Origin of the sequence: Stenotrophomonas maltophilia group sp. Smal12 (assembly GCF_037079935.1) — a bacterium.
GTDB lineage: Bacteria > Pseudomonadota > Gammaproteobacteria > Xanthomonadales > Xanthomonadaceae > Stenotrophomonas > Stenotrophomonas sepilia.
Window position 1 is genome coordinate 1 of sequence record NZ_JBAWUK010000054.1, and the last position, 14,204, is coordinate 14,204.

Genomic DNA, 14,204 nt, shown 5'->3' on the forward strand with positions numbered 1-14,204 from the left:
CTCGATCACCTGCTTCACCGCCTCTGCCCGGAACTCATCCGTGTACTGCTTGCTGTTGCCCATAAACACCTCGGTCATTGCCATCAATTATGGCAACCGGATGTCTACGAAAGGCTGGCCGGTCCAGAGTTTATCGTCGGCGTTCTCAACTTGATGTTTGTGCAATAGGCGGTCTGCCCAGAAGTGTATCTTGTGCCGTCCTTCTTCACGGCACGCAGATGAGCGCGCCCGTAAGGGCGGCACTTGAAACGCCTCACGTCGAATGCCCATAGCGGTCGCATATGCCTTTCCAACGACCGGGGGGCTTGGTGGGGATGGCGTCGGCATCAGTGGCGCCACGACCTCTGACTCTGGGAGCTTTGAATAAACCTGAAGCCACTCAGGCAGATGAATATTCACCCTTATGTCAGAAGCCAAGCTATTTCCATTGTTTGCCACGCAAATTGTGAACGCTTTAGCTATGTCTTTATTCTTGCTGATTACGTAATTTAGTGCCAACTGTGGGTCTGATAGACTTTCAATGACGTGACTGGCTCGCCTCTTAAACCAAGCAACACTTTCGGGCCACTTAGGGTCAATCGAACCATCAATACAATCTATTCGATCACTTTTCTTTTTCAAATCAGCCATGGTCTCGACCGCAGAATCGCTCATTCGCTTGACAGAAATATCATCCGAATGATCTTCTCCAAGGCCATGCCATTGAATATATATGTTTGGCGATTTTTTTTGCGCCACCTGTTTTCCCTGCTCAAGCAGGACGGATAGATGTGCTTTAAGTTGAGATGTAATTTGCTTTCTTGTAGGAGTCTTTTCGTCTTGCTGCTTAAGGGAATAAGAAATCCTGCGGTGCTGCCTAATGTCAAATGGAAGGTCTTCGCCATCCCCGTATTCGGCATTGCACACGAGGATTATTTTTTCCCATCCTAACAATGCAACTGCGTAGCCCAACTCAATAAGAACGTTTGGATTTGGAGAAAGCCTTTTCCCGGCCGACTTGTCGCCAGTTACTATTGATATGTCCGCAACGAATGCGTCGCATGCCTTGATTTTATCCAGCACGGATTGAGAAATGTTTGGAGCCCCGGGAACTCCCTGGGTATCTCGATCAACGGTTGGCTCCAACTCAAAGCTGTCGTTGGTGTTTATTGCGGAAACAGCCGCCTGAAGTGCCGACTCAATGAAGCTTCGATTGGTGTTGTTGGGCAAGTCAGACTGCCAAGAATAAAATATTATGTATTTCATAAGTTGTAAACTTGCCTAACTATCTAATGGCCAGATCCCTGGGTCCGGTTATACGACTTATCCATGGTGCATCGTATGATGGGCCATCCCCCATGCTGCCAATCGATCTTAGGGCGCACGGGTCCGACTAACAAGCCGATGAATAACCGTACCCGGCAGGGTGCAGAGCGTGCGCTCCGGCGGGGGTCCGCTTTGGGTCGAAAGCGGACAATAGCACCGGGCCAGGCGCCGACGCAGTGCTGATGTCCGCTTCCGGCCAAGACTGGACCTCGACTATCCAAAGGTGCACAAATTGAGGTGTTCTCGACACTCTGCAGTAGAATATAAGCAGATTTTTCCGGGGACTCAGCTCTCCATCTAGCAGTGACAATCCTCTTCGATCAGCAACATAGGCGGGTGTAGGCGTCCGTCACGAAGGAAACTACCTTCGGTGCCAAGCAACGGTGGCTTCCCGATCCCTACAACACGATTGGCTGGCGCGGTGATCGGTACCGGGTTACTCGCGTGCTCCTGCTACCCGCACCTAGCTTAAGGCAGGGCTGATAGCGACGGTGCTACAAGTCTCTACCGGCACCTGTCGCGGGTCTCCGCCGCTTGGTGCACCTCTACGCCTACTATAGGTTGAGGTCCACCAGCGAGATTCCATCGGCGAAGGGTGGCGACCTCTCAGAGGCACCCCTGCCGGAAGTCCAGGGCTAAGTAACCGCATCAGCTTTTCGAGCCATCCGTACGGCCCGTGCAATGTGACAGCTGATCGGTCTCAGTTGGCTCTAGCCGATCTGGCCGAACCCGACTGGCGGTGCAGCCCCACGCCGAGCTGCACTGCCAAATTACAGGATACGCTGGCATCCAGGCCAAACTGATGTTCCACAATATCCCCCGGCCGAGGTCTTGGATCTTGCCATTGTGACTCGGGGAAATCTGGCTTCGAACCGCAAAGAATGACCTAGGAAGCTCGAACTAAAAATTAGGAGAGAGAGAGAATGGAAAAGCTCAAGCTCCAACTGGAGAACTGCTACGGAATCCGCAAGTTGGACGTCGTGCTGGACTTCGCCGGCACGGCAGCTATCGCCATCTACGCACCAAACGGCTCGATGAAGAGCTCTTTGGCATGCACACTTCAGGACATCGCCAATGGAAACCCATCGCGCGACAGAATTTTCCCGAACCGCGCGACGGTCCGCGTGGTCAGCGATGAGAACAATGCCGACCTCGTTGCTAGCGATGTACTCGTGCTTAGGCCATTTGAGGATTTCGCCAGCAATGGAAACGCCACCGCCACGCTCTTGGTGAATGCCACACTTCGTGAGGAGTATGAAGCGCTGCACACTGGAATCACCGCTGCGCGAGCAGCACTTGTCATGGCGATCAAGACCACCTCGAAAACCAGGCGCTCTGTGGAGCGCGAGATTCTGTCAACGTTTGCACCTGCAGACGGAGATTTCAACACTGCGTTGGTTGAGCTTAAGGATGAGCTGTCAAAGGACTTGAAGCCAGACTTCAAGGATGTCCCCTACGACGTGCTAAACGATGAGAAAGTCGTGGCATTCTTGGGCCAAGGTGATTTCCGCACGGCGATCAACGAGTACACGAAGAAGTACAACGAGTTGCTCGCCGCGTCGAAGTACTTCAAGAAGGGAGGCTTCAACTATTACGCGGCTACCAACGTCGCCAAGGAGCTGAAGATCAGTGGCTTCTTTAAGGCAAATCATACCGTTCGACTCAGCGGAGACGAAGAGAAGGAGATCAAATCCGAGACAGAGCTCCAAGCTCTTGTTGATGCAGAGCGCGCCAAAATCTCTGAGGATGCTGCTCTTCGGAGGAAGTACGAAGAGCTTGAAAAGCAGATTCAGAAGAACGCGCAGGTTCGCGAGTTTGAGGCGTACATGCAGGGGCACGAAGAACTGCTGCCCGAGCTGGCCGATCCAGCGGCCCTGAACAAGAAGCTCTGGCTGTCCTATCTGAAGGCAAATCACGATCTATACACTGACCTCATCAACAAGATCGAGAACGCTGCGGTTCGCTCAGCCAAGATTGAGGCGCAGGCCGGCCAAGAGCACACACAATGGCAGAGTGTGATTGATATCTTCAATAGCCGCTTCATCGTCCCGTTCCATCTCGAGGTGGCCAACAAGGTTCAAGTTGTTTTGGGCACGGAGACAGCACCGCGCCTGGGCTTTGTCTTCAAGGAGGGGGGTGATCAAGCACAAGTCGAACGAGACACGCTTCTACAGACGTTAAGTACTGGAGAAAGAAGAGCGTTTCACGTACTGACTATGTTGTTTGACATTGAGGTGCGCGGCTCGGCAGGCAAGCAGACACTCCTAGTTGTTGACGACATCGCCGACTCTTTTGACTACAAGAACAAGTACGCCATCATCCAGTACCTTTCCGACTTGGCTGAAGGTCAGAATTTCAAACTGCTCATCTTGACCCACAACTTTGATTTCTATCGGACCATCGAGAGCCGTCGTCTCGTTCATCGGAAGAACTGCTTCATGGTGTCAAAGACATCCACTGGGATAAGTCTGGAGGCTGCCCAGGGCGTGCGTAACGTCTTCATCAATGTGTGGAAACCCGCATTTTTCACCGATAACCGCAAGAAAATCTGCTGTATTCCCTTCATGCGCAACCTGATTGAGTACATGAAGGACGAACAAGATCCAGACTATCTTCTCCTCACGTCCCTGCTTCACTGGAAGGCCGGTACAGATCAGATCACCGTGGCGGATCTTGATGGCATCTACTCCAGGCTCTTTGGCATCAACGGACAGTCTGGCAACCCTGGAGAGCGACTCATCGATATTCTAGGCATTGAAGTCGCTACTTGTCTGCAGGCCCCGGATGGAATCAACTTCGAAAATAAGGTTGTGCTGGCGATTGCTACGCGCCTGCAAGCAGAGCGATTCATGGCGGGGAGGATCAACGATTCAGCTTGGCTGGCTGCGATTACAACCAACCAGACTCAGGCGCTACTGAAGCGCTATCGGAACGACTTTCCTGCCGAACTTCCCAACATTGGCGTCATTCAGCGCGTCCTACTGATGACGCCGGAGAACATTCATCTGAACTCTTTCATGTATGAGCCAATCTTGGACATGTCCGATCAGCATCTTCGCCGCGTCTACACGGAAGTCGCCGCATTGGTCTAGCGGCGGAGGACAGCTGTGCTTCCTGCATTACGGCGACCAGCGCAACGCCGCCGATGACCACGAACTAGTCCCGGAGTTTCGCAAACCACTGGCCAAACTCCGGCGCGCCGGCGATCAAGCGAAGACCTCATCGAGCAGGTCCCGCAGCGCGCCGTCCAGTCTCGGGTCGCCCTGTCCCTGCAGGGACAAGTACAGCGACAACCGGTCCACGGCGGCGCCCGCGCCGCCCAAGCGGGTGGAATAGGCCCAATGCTGCACATCTGCGTAGCCCTCGCCGGCCACGGGGAACCATTCTGGTTCCGGATGCCCACGGAAGTAGTCTCGAGGAGTCGCCGCGACCGGCCGCGCTGGTGCTGCCAGTTCGGTGAACACGGACAGACCGGTTTCCCCTGCAGCACGACAATCATCGGCCGGCAGCATGGCCAAGCCACCCTTGCCGATGCCGGTTGTGCGCAGCCCCGGCGAGCGCAGCCGCGGCAGCGCCGCCTCCCACAAGGACCGTCGCGTTTTGCAGGAACCGCAGGCTCGTCTCCCGTCCCTTGCGCCGGGCGCTGACCAAGTTAGCCGCCACCAGTTCGCGGGCTACCCGCGAGGCGGTCATTCGCGAATAGCCTGCCTCGCGCGCAAGTTCGAGCGGCACCCACGGGGCGCTCCCAGGGATGCCGCGCTCCTCAAGATCGGGCCGCAGTAGAGCGGCGATCAGAACTGCTTGCGCTGGGTGGCTCAGGTGCTTCCCAACGGATAGGGGCACCGGTGGAGACGAATCGCGCTCGCGCAGGCTCATCAGGAAACTCGGAGCGAACAGCTGGCTGCCAGGCACAACGAAATCCACACGAGACTCGATGAGCCTGGAGCGAGTGTATGGCGACACGCCCGAGAGCACGAGAACGACCCTCAAGCCGGCCTTTTCAGCCAGCAGGTGCACCTGTGCGATCAGCCGAGAAGGTGGCGTGGGTTCCGCCTGTGTCGGGACCTTGGCCAGCAGCACCCGCAGGCCCAGCAGATCAATCTCGGCTAGGCGGAACATGCTGTTGAGAGAGTGGGGCAAGAAGCGCGCCTTGGAATTAGGCCAGGGCTCGAACTCCGCGGCCATGTCGGGTAGTAAGTTCTGGAGGTAGTGGGCAGCAGCCTGGAGGTCGTTCATGCAACCGTATGTAACAAAGTAATTTGACAGTATCACAGAGCGGTTACGATCTAATCTGTCCGTTACAATCCCGTGCATGATCTACCCTGCTACCTAGACAGGCGAGCGCTCCACTCAGACTCGAGTTGCTTCCTCCTGCTCACTGGGGCGTTGACGAAGGACCGCAAGCGGTAGGTCATACGGGAACTAGGGGTGTGCCTCCCTCACGCCAAGCGGTCATCCGACGGCCTTGAATCCATTCGGCGCACTAGCTTGGCATTGCGCGGATGCATCTGAACTGGTCAATGGACTCGGCATCTAGACGCAATTGGACACTTACGCGTGCCCGTGCGCTCACGCGCCATTCTGCCGGGCGTACCAGGAGGCTCACGATGTGGACAAGGCCGCTCGATGCGCGCAATGTGCGCTGTGACCATTTGTAAGACGGAACTTCCCGTGCGGCCGACCATACTCGCATTGGATCTTGAGGGAACTCTCATATCCAATGCCATCAGCCAGATCCCCCGACCAGGTTTGCGTAGCTTTCTGGACGAAATGCGTTCAAATTTTGACAGTCTTGTCCTTTTTACCACCGTGCCGAAAGATCGTGCGCAAGCAATTGGAACTCTCTTAGCGAAAGAAGGCAGCGTCCCTGCGTGGTTCTCTGGGCTTCAATACATTGATTGGTCGGGAAGAACCAAGGACCTGCGCTACGTCTCCCCATACCTTGGCAATGCGCTGCTACTCGATGACCATGGTCCGTACGTCCATCCCGGACAAGAACATCTCTGGGTTGAGATTCCGCTCTTCGGGTCTCCTTATCCGCCAGACGATGACGGACTAGAGGTAGCCTCGCGCCTCATTCGCGCACGAATCAGCGAGCTTATCAGCGCGAGCAACGAAACTCGCCGAACAGAGCCGCATTGAACATGCGTCGGCCCTGCAGCTATCCGCGACCGCGATGGCGGCGTTCGGCCCTCAACCCTATGAACGGCCGACGCTATACTGGGCGCAAGCCGTCACGGCATGTCCTTCCATACACTACGGCTCTTTCTGTCGCCGAAATCGCGTACTGAATGAAGCGCCAGGTCGGCCGAAGTTCGGTGTGCTATCGACCACCTGGAGCGCTATGACTACAATGACCTTGCAACTGGTTCGAGCCTCAAGTAATCAGCCAATGTCGGGGAATTGTTACTCGTGCAGCGCAGGCGCCGACCCAATGCCGCTCCAACCTCTAACTCGCCCGGCTGCGCAATCGCTTAGCCTTCAGCATGGCCATTGGACTAACGGTGGGCACTGGTACTAGCGTGGTCAGGTGCTGTTCTAATCCCAATGCCTTGAGGACGGAGATCAGCGTGTGAAGCGTTGATCCTTGCCCACTCTCAAGCTGCACCAATGCTCTGCGAGAGATCCCGGCTTTATCGGCCAACGCTGCCTGGGACACGTTGGAGAGAAGGCGACGCGCCCTCAACCGCTTTCCCAGGGCTTCCGCAATCTCTTCAGGAGACTGGACTGGCATGTGACTCATTTGCGCGCAAAAGTGCTCATTAGGGCCTCTCTTCACAGGTTGTACGCGGAATGCTGCGCAATCCCAGCTTCTCCGCGCCCCGTAAAAATGGCAATGAAAGCAAGGCAGCGCCCCATTGTTACACTCGGATAGTCAAGATCGATGGCCACTTGGCCGATGTAGATCGACCCAAGCTTCTGCAGGATGCGGAAGGATCTGCGCGTGCTCTTAAGTCAAGGGTAGCGCAACGCGATTGATAGCCTTCGAGGACATCCACGTCCCAGCTAGTAGTGCTAAGTGCTATCCCCACCAGAGGGCCCGAGAGATTGGTGGGAACACGCCCCGCGAGCGGAAATGAATAGGTGCATGGCCTGCCTTGACTCCATGGCCTCCAATGGCAGCTCGATTCTCAATCGATAGCAGATTGATCTTGCATAAGCGATCTGGGCTTTGGTTGGCCGCTTTATGTCCCAGTCCAATAGCTCCGGCACCAGGCGCGAGAATTCGGCAGCCAGTCGCCTCGAGATCGCACCTGAATGGCCTCCCTGCTGGAGCTTCTCGAGCTGACGACGTAGGTCGAGCTCCGACTCTTTGGTTAGGGAGAGCTCCAACGTGAACTCTGAGTCTGAATCCACCAAGAAGAAGCTCATTTCAGCACCCCAGCAGGTTACGGGACAGTCACCAGCGCCAATGCCTCGATCACCAGTGCCGGCCGGACGCTACCGTAAGTACTGTAGACCAAAAGTACTGCACGACGAAAGCTTAGGGCGTGAAAGCGCCACCGCCCCAGCAAGCTCTAGGGACTGCCATTAGGGAGGGCAGGCTGGCGCTGGGCGTCTCCCAGGAAGAGTTTGCAGCTCAACTCGGTATGCATCGGACGCAGCTTGGCCATATCGAGCAAGGCAAGAAGGACTGCCGGCTCTCCACGATCATCCGGATTGCAACGGCTCTGGATGTGCCGGCTTCGTCCTTGCTTACATCAGCTGGCCTTTGATGGGCCAACCAGTCACGCCAGCAAGTTGGCGCTAGCACGCGGGGTCGTGACGTTAGCGACACGACTGCCGATGAGGATCCAACTATCGAACTCGCTTCGGTCCTTTGTCGGTACACCGCTTGAGCCTGTCACTACGCGCACGCTCCTGCGCGAGCTTCTCGCGAACATCTGTCAGCTCGCAGGCCAGCTCCCCACACAGCGTTGTAAGTACCTTCACTTTCGCCTTCTCAGATTCATATCTGACTCTCAACATCTCCAGCTTCAAAGCATCAGCCGCCCGGGCGCTCGGAGCATCCTGCGCAGATACCGCATCATTGAGCTTGCCCAAGGCCACTCTGTGTGATTTATAGAAAGCTTGTCTACTGATACCGCATGCGGAAGCGATGGAGACCACCGTAGGCTTAGGGCCACCCGCCCTCCAGCGAGCAATCTGCGCCTCAGTCTCGGCTAAAACTATCTGGCGCATCAGGGGCTACTCCCTATTTTCTTCAGGATCAGCTCCGTCGAAGCCAGGCGCTCTTCAGCAATGCGACGAGACTGCTCGGGAATTCCCCTCAGCTTGAGGAAACTGATCAGATCTTGCCTTCGCAACTCCCACCAAGGGGCGTGCTTGGCTGTAGCCGTAAAGTTGAGACAACCAGCACATGTGGAAGGAGTGCGCTTGCCGGGATTTGGGCCATTCGCATCGCCGTCACAGCGACTTCGCGCCTCGCGATAGAAGCAATAGCCCCAGTCGCAAGGACCGAGTACCACACCGGCACCCAGCATCCTCATCACTTCGAGATTTGTCGATGCTCGCTCCAAGACCCCGTTCATCCGTGAAATGCTTTCCGCGATAACAGGTGTAGGCAAGTTCGTATAGACGTTCTCAGCACTAATCAAATCACCCATAGCGCTCACTACCTCATTTGCGTTCTCCTCCTCAAGCAAAGTTGAGAGATCACGATCCAGACCAACATAGTAGGTGTCAGTGATCCTGGCTTCCAAATGTCCGTACTGATATGCCAGAGCACCCAAACTCGAGCGGTCGCGCCGCGCAATGAAGCGCGCCATGAATCGGCGTAATGGTCGAAAGTTCAATTTCTCAGAATCAAGCCCAGGAATACTAGCCTCAGCGAATGCTCTCATGCTCCTGCGGAGTGCAACATAGCCATCGACTCTAGCACCACGCTGATCATCTCGAGCTTCAGCCGGTCCGCGTCCTCTATACATATTCAGCACGAAGAGCGCGGCGGTCCCGACATGATCACGAATCGGGCGCCCCAATCGCTCCAAGAATGCAATTGCGTCAGAGACTGCTGGCGCTGCGACCCATTCATGCGGCCTACCAGATTTGCTCAGAACCCCTTCGATCAAATCGGAGGTCTCTGCACCCGCCGGCATACCGAGCACATTGGATGGCTTTACGCTTGCAGTCGTGAGCCGACGAGATTCGGATGGCCTCATGGAACTGAGCAAAGATATAATGAAGATCGCCGCTCCCTCAGCGATCTTCAGCATTATTTGCTCGCCGTAGCCAACTCTTGGATCCAACTTAGCTAGAGCTTTTGATCTGAAACCATTGAAGGGCAAAGATCGCTTAGCGATGTAGAAGGAGTTCATCCTTCGGCCTGCTGAGCACAGCCTCCCAGCCTCTATCGCCATTACCTCACCCATGAAGGCTTCTATTGTGGGCCCATCTTCCTCTATTAGGTTGATTGCATCTGCCAAGAGCATGAGACATTCCTGCTCACTCAGGTCGTCATCCACCTTTCTTTTCTTAGCTGCAACTGATGCCTCCTTCGACATCCTTTTTCCTACGCGGACCATCTCTGCGCGCACTACTGCAGACACATCTCCCACGTTGAGTAGAAAATCCTCGACACAGATGAATTTGGCCCGCATCCGAGTAGCACCCGCCTCCACACGGCCGACTGCGCGACTAGCATCGGTCCATGGGCAAATGAGCTCGGGACTCAGATCGCTTGGCGAATCCACGCCTTCCTCATAGCACCAAACGGCAAAGCTTCTAAGGACGATAAATCGTTCGTAGAGGACAAGAGCATAGCGTGTCGATCGTTCCAGCCTACCAAGCATGGCAAGTGCCAAATAGATCTTTATCGGCACTTTCCAGCCATCAGGGATGCACGAGAAATCGAGCCTCCGCGTCTCCACAATCCCGTCGATAACGTTTCGTCTGAGGAACCACTCATCATCCTCGAAGTTGATACCGAGACCGTCGAGAGACAATTCGCTGACCGGCGGCGTGGCTTGACGCAAGGATTTCATGGCTACTCCAGACCAATAACAGGGACAGATACGGAGAGCTTCTCTGCTTCACGAAGAACCACTTTCGTAACCCTGCCAAGCAACGCAGACAGGATTTCGTGCGAATTCTCGTAAGCGTGCTTGTACCTGGCAGCCACGTCACGAGAGGTCACCGCCAGTGTCTTGATTTCGTCAAGTTCCCGTTGAGCAGCAATCATGCGTGCAACGTGCCGCGGACTATCCAGCACAGCTACGCTATTGGGGCAGAAGGCGCAGTAAAGGAAATCCAGGCACTTCTGACCCTTCTTGGATGCGGGCGCTTCACCTGAGAGCGCGTCGGTGCAGTCGTAACCCTGGGTAGTCTCGTAGTTTCTTGGATGCAAGCCCACCGCTTTTGCGGACTGGACTACCTTCCCCATAAATCCCAACAATTTCGCTTGTGCGGCCCCCTTGCGCTCAGGCGACCTAATATAGAGGCCGGTGGTCTTGGAATTCTTGTGCTGAAGCTCGGATTGGACTCGCTCAATCTTCTCGCCTCGATTCCCAAGGAGCCTCGCGCCGGACAACCTCAAGTCAACAAAATTGAAGTCGGGTAGGCCATGCCGGTCTATGAACAGCGCCAGTTCGTTGTGCCATGACTGAATCGACACGCGACCTATGCTGCCACGACACAAACTAAGGAAGACCGTGTCCGCACGAGCACCCGCAGCGATACGAAGTACCGAAGTGAATTCGACTACCTCGCCGATCAATTTTGGGATGGCGTACGCACCTTCGGTACTGACTGAAGCCGAGCTCTGCTCAGTCGCCCTGAATTTATCCCAGGTGAATTCTTTCTTTAATGGGTCCACGGCATGATCACTGATGCAATCAACGCATAAGGCCATCAAACCCCCAGGATTCCCGCCCGTTTCGATTGCTATGTAGAGCAGGTATGGGATGTAGTCGCAGATCTCTAGAAATAGGTACCTCTTTAGAGGCCGGTACTTTACGCTGTATGGCGTAAAGCCCGCCGCACAGAGATTTATCTTTCCGAGTACACCTTGGGCCATCCCTCGGCGCATGCCATCTAGGTCAGCTCTATCCTTGGCTGTAAGGCATTGCACATCAGCTCCATTTGCCAATGACGCCATCACCCTTGTACGCGCCCTTACCTCATCGATCCCCTTCTTTGAAGCGATGAGAATGCTACGCATCTCCTCTTCGGAAAGGATGTTTTCTCGAGAACACTCCTCTTCCCTCTGGAACTGACCTCGGGGGAAATATATGTTCATCCATGTCACCGAGTTCTCGGTGTCGTTAGTGGCGAGCCAAGCATATATCTGTCGAAGCAGGTTAAAATGGCTTCCCCCAGTCTTTAGCAAGAGCTTCGCCTTAAGCCACTCCGCGTATCTCTGCGAGATCGTAGAGGACCTCATATTCTTCCACGGGTCGCCATCCAGCTCGGTCAGAAAGTTTGCGAACTTTCGGATTGAGCCCCATGCTTGCTTTCGACTCTGCACCCTGTAAGTAGAGGTCACGCCGGTGAAGGCATTCAGCAACGCGTGAGTGGGCTTGCGGGGAAGGCCTAGCCGGGAGAAGTCATAGATGTTGACTGGGTCGCCAGGCGCATCGCCGGCGAAGACGGCCTCTGAGACGCCACTCATCCCAATGCCTCCTCTGTCTCAAGGATTGCCCTAAGCGTGCCTGAATCTATGGAGCTGACGGAGGCCAAGTAAAGCTCGGTTGTCTCTGCACTGTTGTGCGCAAGAAGATGCTGAATGACCTTGATCGAGTTGATGTTTGCACCTCGCCTCTCCATCTCCTCGAGACGACTCTTCATATGCGCGGCGAAGGTATGTCGCGACATGTGCGGTGTCACGTTCAGGCCAAGCACTTTCGCAGCTCGCCTGAAGGCTTGGTAGTAGGACTTCGATGTGACCGGCCTGCCTCTCGAGTTCAGAAAGACCCGGCTTGTTTTCTCAGTGGAGTTCGCAGCTGCCTTGTTCCTACTTGTCTGGCAGTAATCGAGTGTTCGTTGTGCCAAGCGGGAGGTCACCACCAGATTGATGACTTTTCCGCCCTTGGTACGAGTCTCGATGTAGTTGACATTCAGTGCGGTCTTTGGAAGCTGTGTGAGATCGAGATCTGCGACGGTGGTGCGACGAGCGCCCGTCCCGAGAGTCCAAAGGAACATCAGTGAGTAAGGCATTTTCAGGGTTGCCGCCATGAGCGAAGTCTCCTCCGGACTCATGGCACGCACTTTTCTCTTGTAAGCCTTTGCCCGCCGCAGCCGACTAGTTCGAGCGAGGAACTGTTTGATCGGCTCCGTCTCCCAGGACCCGCCTGAGTCTGCCAGGCCCTCACCGTCCCAATGCTCCAGAAACTTGTAGAACTCTCGAACGGTGGTCGTCCGTAGGTTGATCGTTTCGCTAGCTAGTCTTCTCTTTCGATTCGGTGCCGAGGACAAGAAGCGACGGTACTCGCTGAGCAGCAATGCAGTCGGTCTCGTCCAGTCGCCTCCGTTGCATTCGACGAATTCCAGCCAGCTCTTCAGCCCTTCGGCGTAAGTGGAGAGCGTCTTCTCCCTGCTACGGGTGGAGTCGATTCGAAATGTGTCCAGGAGAAACGCAAAGGCCCCCCAATGAAGCTGCCCTTCTTCAGAAACCAGAAGGGGGAAGCGGGGCTCGAGTCTCGGGAGGGGCGTCTCTTCAAGCGCCGCAGAAGCCGGAATGAGCTTGTTCAGCTCGGTAAGCGGGATCTCTGAAGTCCGTAGCAGATGCATTGAGCACTCCCAGTGGGTTTACATGTACCATGCTACCCTAATTCCAGAGTGGAACCGCAGTGCATTGGAAACCCTGCGAGAGTCGCTGGAATCCGGCCACATCCGCATCGCCCGCGCGGCACGCAGCGTGCAGTATCCGGCGCGATTCCAGCTGGTGGCGGCGATGAATCCCTGCCCCTGCGGCTGGGCCGGCGACCGCAGTAACCGCTGCCTGTGCAGTGATGATCGCATCAACCGCTACCGTGCGCGGGTTTCTGGCCCGCTGCTGGACCGCATCGACCTGCATATCAGTGTGGCGCGTATGGACGCAGTGGAGTTGCGGGAGAGCACGCCACTGGGTGAGCCCAGTGCTGCGGTACGTGCACGGGTGGAAGCCTCCCATGCCCGGCAGCAGGCGCGTGGCGGGCTCAATGCGCATCTCCCGCCAGCGGCGCTGCGGGCGTGTACCCGACTGAGCGAGGGCGATCAGGACATGCTGGAGCAGGCCATCGAGCGTCTGCAGCTTTCCGCACGTGCGATGCACCGGATTCTGCGGGTGGCGCGCACGATTGCGGATCTGGCGGGTTGCGAGGTGATCCAGACGGCGCATCTGGCTGAAGCGATTGGCTATCGGCAGTTGGACCGGGGAAAGCCTTAGAAATGCCGGTCGGGTTGGCTATTGGTAGAGTCGACCGTTGGTCGACTCTCGCGCGAAGCGCGGCCTTCTGAGAGGTAGATGCGAAGAGCGCTCGACTAACAGTCGACCCCACCAAGGGCAGGCATCAGGCTGCCGAATTCACCCGTCCCCGCTTCGCCAGCAACGCCACCCGACGGCTGACCAGCGCATGGAGCTCCGCCAGCTCCGATGCCCGGCCAGCCGTCATGTTGTCGCCGAACAACACCCGTGACAGTCCCGCCGCGTCGCTGTCCTCCGGGTGCTGCCAGCGGTCGCGATACACCTTCTGGCACACCAGCCACGCCTGCGGCAGCCCTCCGCCGGGCAGCGGGCGGACCACGCGTTCGTAGACGTGCCAGAACTGGTACTCGGCCTGCAGGTCGATCACAGGTGCCACGGACGGCGCCTGCCGGGGCCGTCCTGGGCCTCGGATGCCGAACAACCGGGTTGGCGGGGTCTGCTGTGCCATGCGCACAGGATGACCCAGCAACATTGTGGGAACCTTGCGTCGCCGCCA

10 protein-coding genes and 1 pseudogene are annotated in these 14,204 nt (G+C 56.2%); 3 read left to right on the forward strand and 8 right to left on the reverse strand.

Annotated features, from left to right (window positions below; all coding sequences use genetic code 11):
- Nucleotides 1-87: 87 nt before the first annotated feature.
- Nucleotides 88-1,209: a TIR domain-containing protein gene (locus tag WDC87_RS18490; RefSeq protein ID WP_301655234.1), complete on the reverse strand. Its 1,122-nt coding sequence runs from the start codon at nt 1,207-1,209 to the stop codon at nt 88-90.
- 1,019 nt (nt 1,210-2,228) lie between these two features.
- Here WDC87_RS18490 and WDC87_RS18495 point away from each other — a divergent pair.
- Nucleotides 2,229-4,397, forward strand: a complete 2,169-nt coding sequence (locus tag WDC87_RS18495; RefSeq protein WP_252745113.1) for an AAA family ATPase — start codon at nt 2,229-2,231, stop codon at nt 4,395-4,397.
- Nucleotides 4,398-4,511: 114 nt separating this feature from the next.
- Here the strand turns inward: WDC87_RS18495 and WDC87_RS18500 are convergent, their stop codons facing one another.
- Nucleotides 4,512-4,817, reverse strand: coding sequence for a hypothetical protein (locus tag WDC87_RS18500; RefSeq protein WP_252745112.1), 306 nt, complete (start codon nt 4,815-4,817; stop codon nt 4,512-4,514).
- Nucleotides 4,801-5,541, reverse strand: a complete 741-nt coding sequence (locus WDC87_RS18505) for a hypothetical protein (protein ID WP_252745111.1) — start codon at nt 5,539-5,541, stop codon at nt 4,801-4,803. The genes WDC87_RS18500 and WDC87_RS18505 overlap by 17 nt, the downstream gene beginning before the upstream one ends.
- A 399-nt stretch (nt 5,542-5,940) precedes the next feature.
- Here WDC87_RS18505 and WDC87_RS18510 point away from each other — a divergent pair, with 399 nt between their 5' ends.
- Nucleotides 5,941-6,447 carry an NIF family HAD-type phosphatase gene (locus tag WDC87_RS18510; RefSeq protein WP_252745110.1) on the forward strand — a complete coding sequence of 169 codons (507 nt, stop codon included), beginning with the start codon at nt 5,941-5,943 and terminating at the stop codon, nt 6,445-6,447.
- Between the two features lie 307 nt (nt 6,448-6,754).
- Here the strand turns inward: WDC87_RS18510 and WDC87_RS18515 are convergent, their stop codons facing one another.
- The 4 genes from WDC87_RS18515 to WDC87_RS18530 all read right to left on the reverse strand — a co-directional run bounded on the left by WDC87_RS18515 (nt 6,755) and on the right by WDC87_RS18530 (nt 13,032).
- Nucleotides 6,755-7,048: a helix-turn-helix transcriptional regulator gene (locus WDC87_RS18515; protein WP_334281544.1), complete on the reverse strand. Its 294-nt coding sequence runs from the start codon at nt 7,046-7,048 to the stop codon at nt 6,755-6,757.
- 1,438 nt (nt 7,049-8,486) lie between these two features.
- Complete coding sequence (locus WDC87_RS18520; protein ID WP_252745108.1) at nt 8,487-10,289, reverse strand: hypothetical protein; 1,803 nt, start codon at nt 10,287-10,289, stop codon at nt 8,487-8,489.
- Nucleotides 10,290-10,291: 2 nt separating this feature from the next.
- Nucleotides 10,292-11,914, reverse strand: coding sequence for a hypothetical protein (locus WDC87_RS18525; RefSeq protein ID WP_252745107.1), 1,623 nt, complete (start codon nt 11,912-11,914; stop codon nt 10,292-10,294).
- Nucleotides 11,911-13,032, reverse strand: coding sequence for a tyrosine-type recombinase/integrase (locus WDC87_RS18530; protein WP_252745106.1), 1,122 nt, complete (start codon nt 13,030-13,032; stop codon nt 11,911-11,913). The genes WDC87_RS18525 and WDC87_RS18530 overlap by 4 nt, the downstream gene beginning before the upstream one ends.
- Nucleotides 13,033-13,072: 40 nt before the next feature.
- Between WDC87_RS18530 and WDC87_RS18535 the strand changes: the two are divergent.
- Nucleotides 13,073-13,669, forward strand: a pseudogene (locus WDC87_RS18535) (ATP-binding protein); the annotation flags it as partial.
- A gap of 124 nt (nt 13,670-13,793) precedes the next feature.
- Here the strand turns inward: WDC87_RS18535 and WDC87_RS18540 are convergent.
- A complete protein-coding gene (locus tag WDC87_RS18540) occupies nt 13,794-14,180 on the reverse strand; it encodes a hypothetical protein (RefSeq protein WP_336331318.1) in 387 nt (128 codons plus the stop codon).
- Nucleotides 14,181-14,204: the final 24 nt, after the last annotated feature.

Coding starts and splice junctions, on each gene's coding strand:
- WDC87_RS18495 (WP_252745113.1), top strand. CDS start 2,229: ATGGAAAAGCTCAAGCTCCAACTGGAGAACTGCTACGGAATCCGCAAG.
- WDC87_RS18500 (WP_252745112.1), bottom strand. CDS start 4,817: ATGCTGCCGGCCGATGATTGTCGTGCTGCAGGGGAAACCGGTCTGTCC.
- WDC87_RS18505 (WP_252745111.1), bottom strand. CDS start 5,541: ATGAACGACCTCCAGGCTGCTGCCCACTACCTCCAGAACTTACTACCC.
- WDC87_RS18510 (WP_252745110.1), top strand. CDS start 5,941: ATGTGCGCTGTGACCATTTGTAAGACGGAACTTCCCGTGCGGCCGACC.
- WDC87_RS18515 (WP_334281544.1), bottom strand. CDS start 7,048: ATGAGTCACATGCCAGTCCAGTCTCCTGAAGAGATTGCGGAAGCCCTG.
- WDC87_RS18520 (WP_252745108.1), bottom strand. CDS start 10,289: ATGAAATCCTTGCGTCAAGCCACGCCGCCGGTCAGCGAATTGTCTCTC.
- WDC87_RS18525 (WP_252745107.1), bottom strand. CDS start 11,914: ATGAGTGGCGTCTCAGAGGCCGTCTTCGCCGGCGATGCGCCTGGCGAC.
- WDC87_RS18530 (WP_252745106.1), bottom strand. CDS start 13,032: ATGCATCTGCTACGGACTTCAGAGATCCCGCTTACCGAGCTGAACAAG.
- WDC87_RS18540 (WP_336331318.1), bottom strand. CDS start 14,180: ATGTTGCTGGGTCATCCTGTGCGCATGGCACAGCAGACCCCGCCAACC.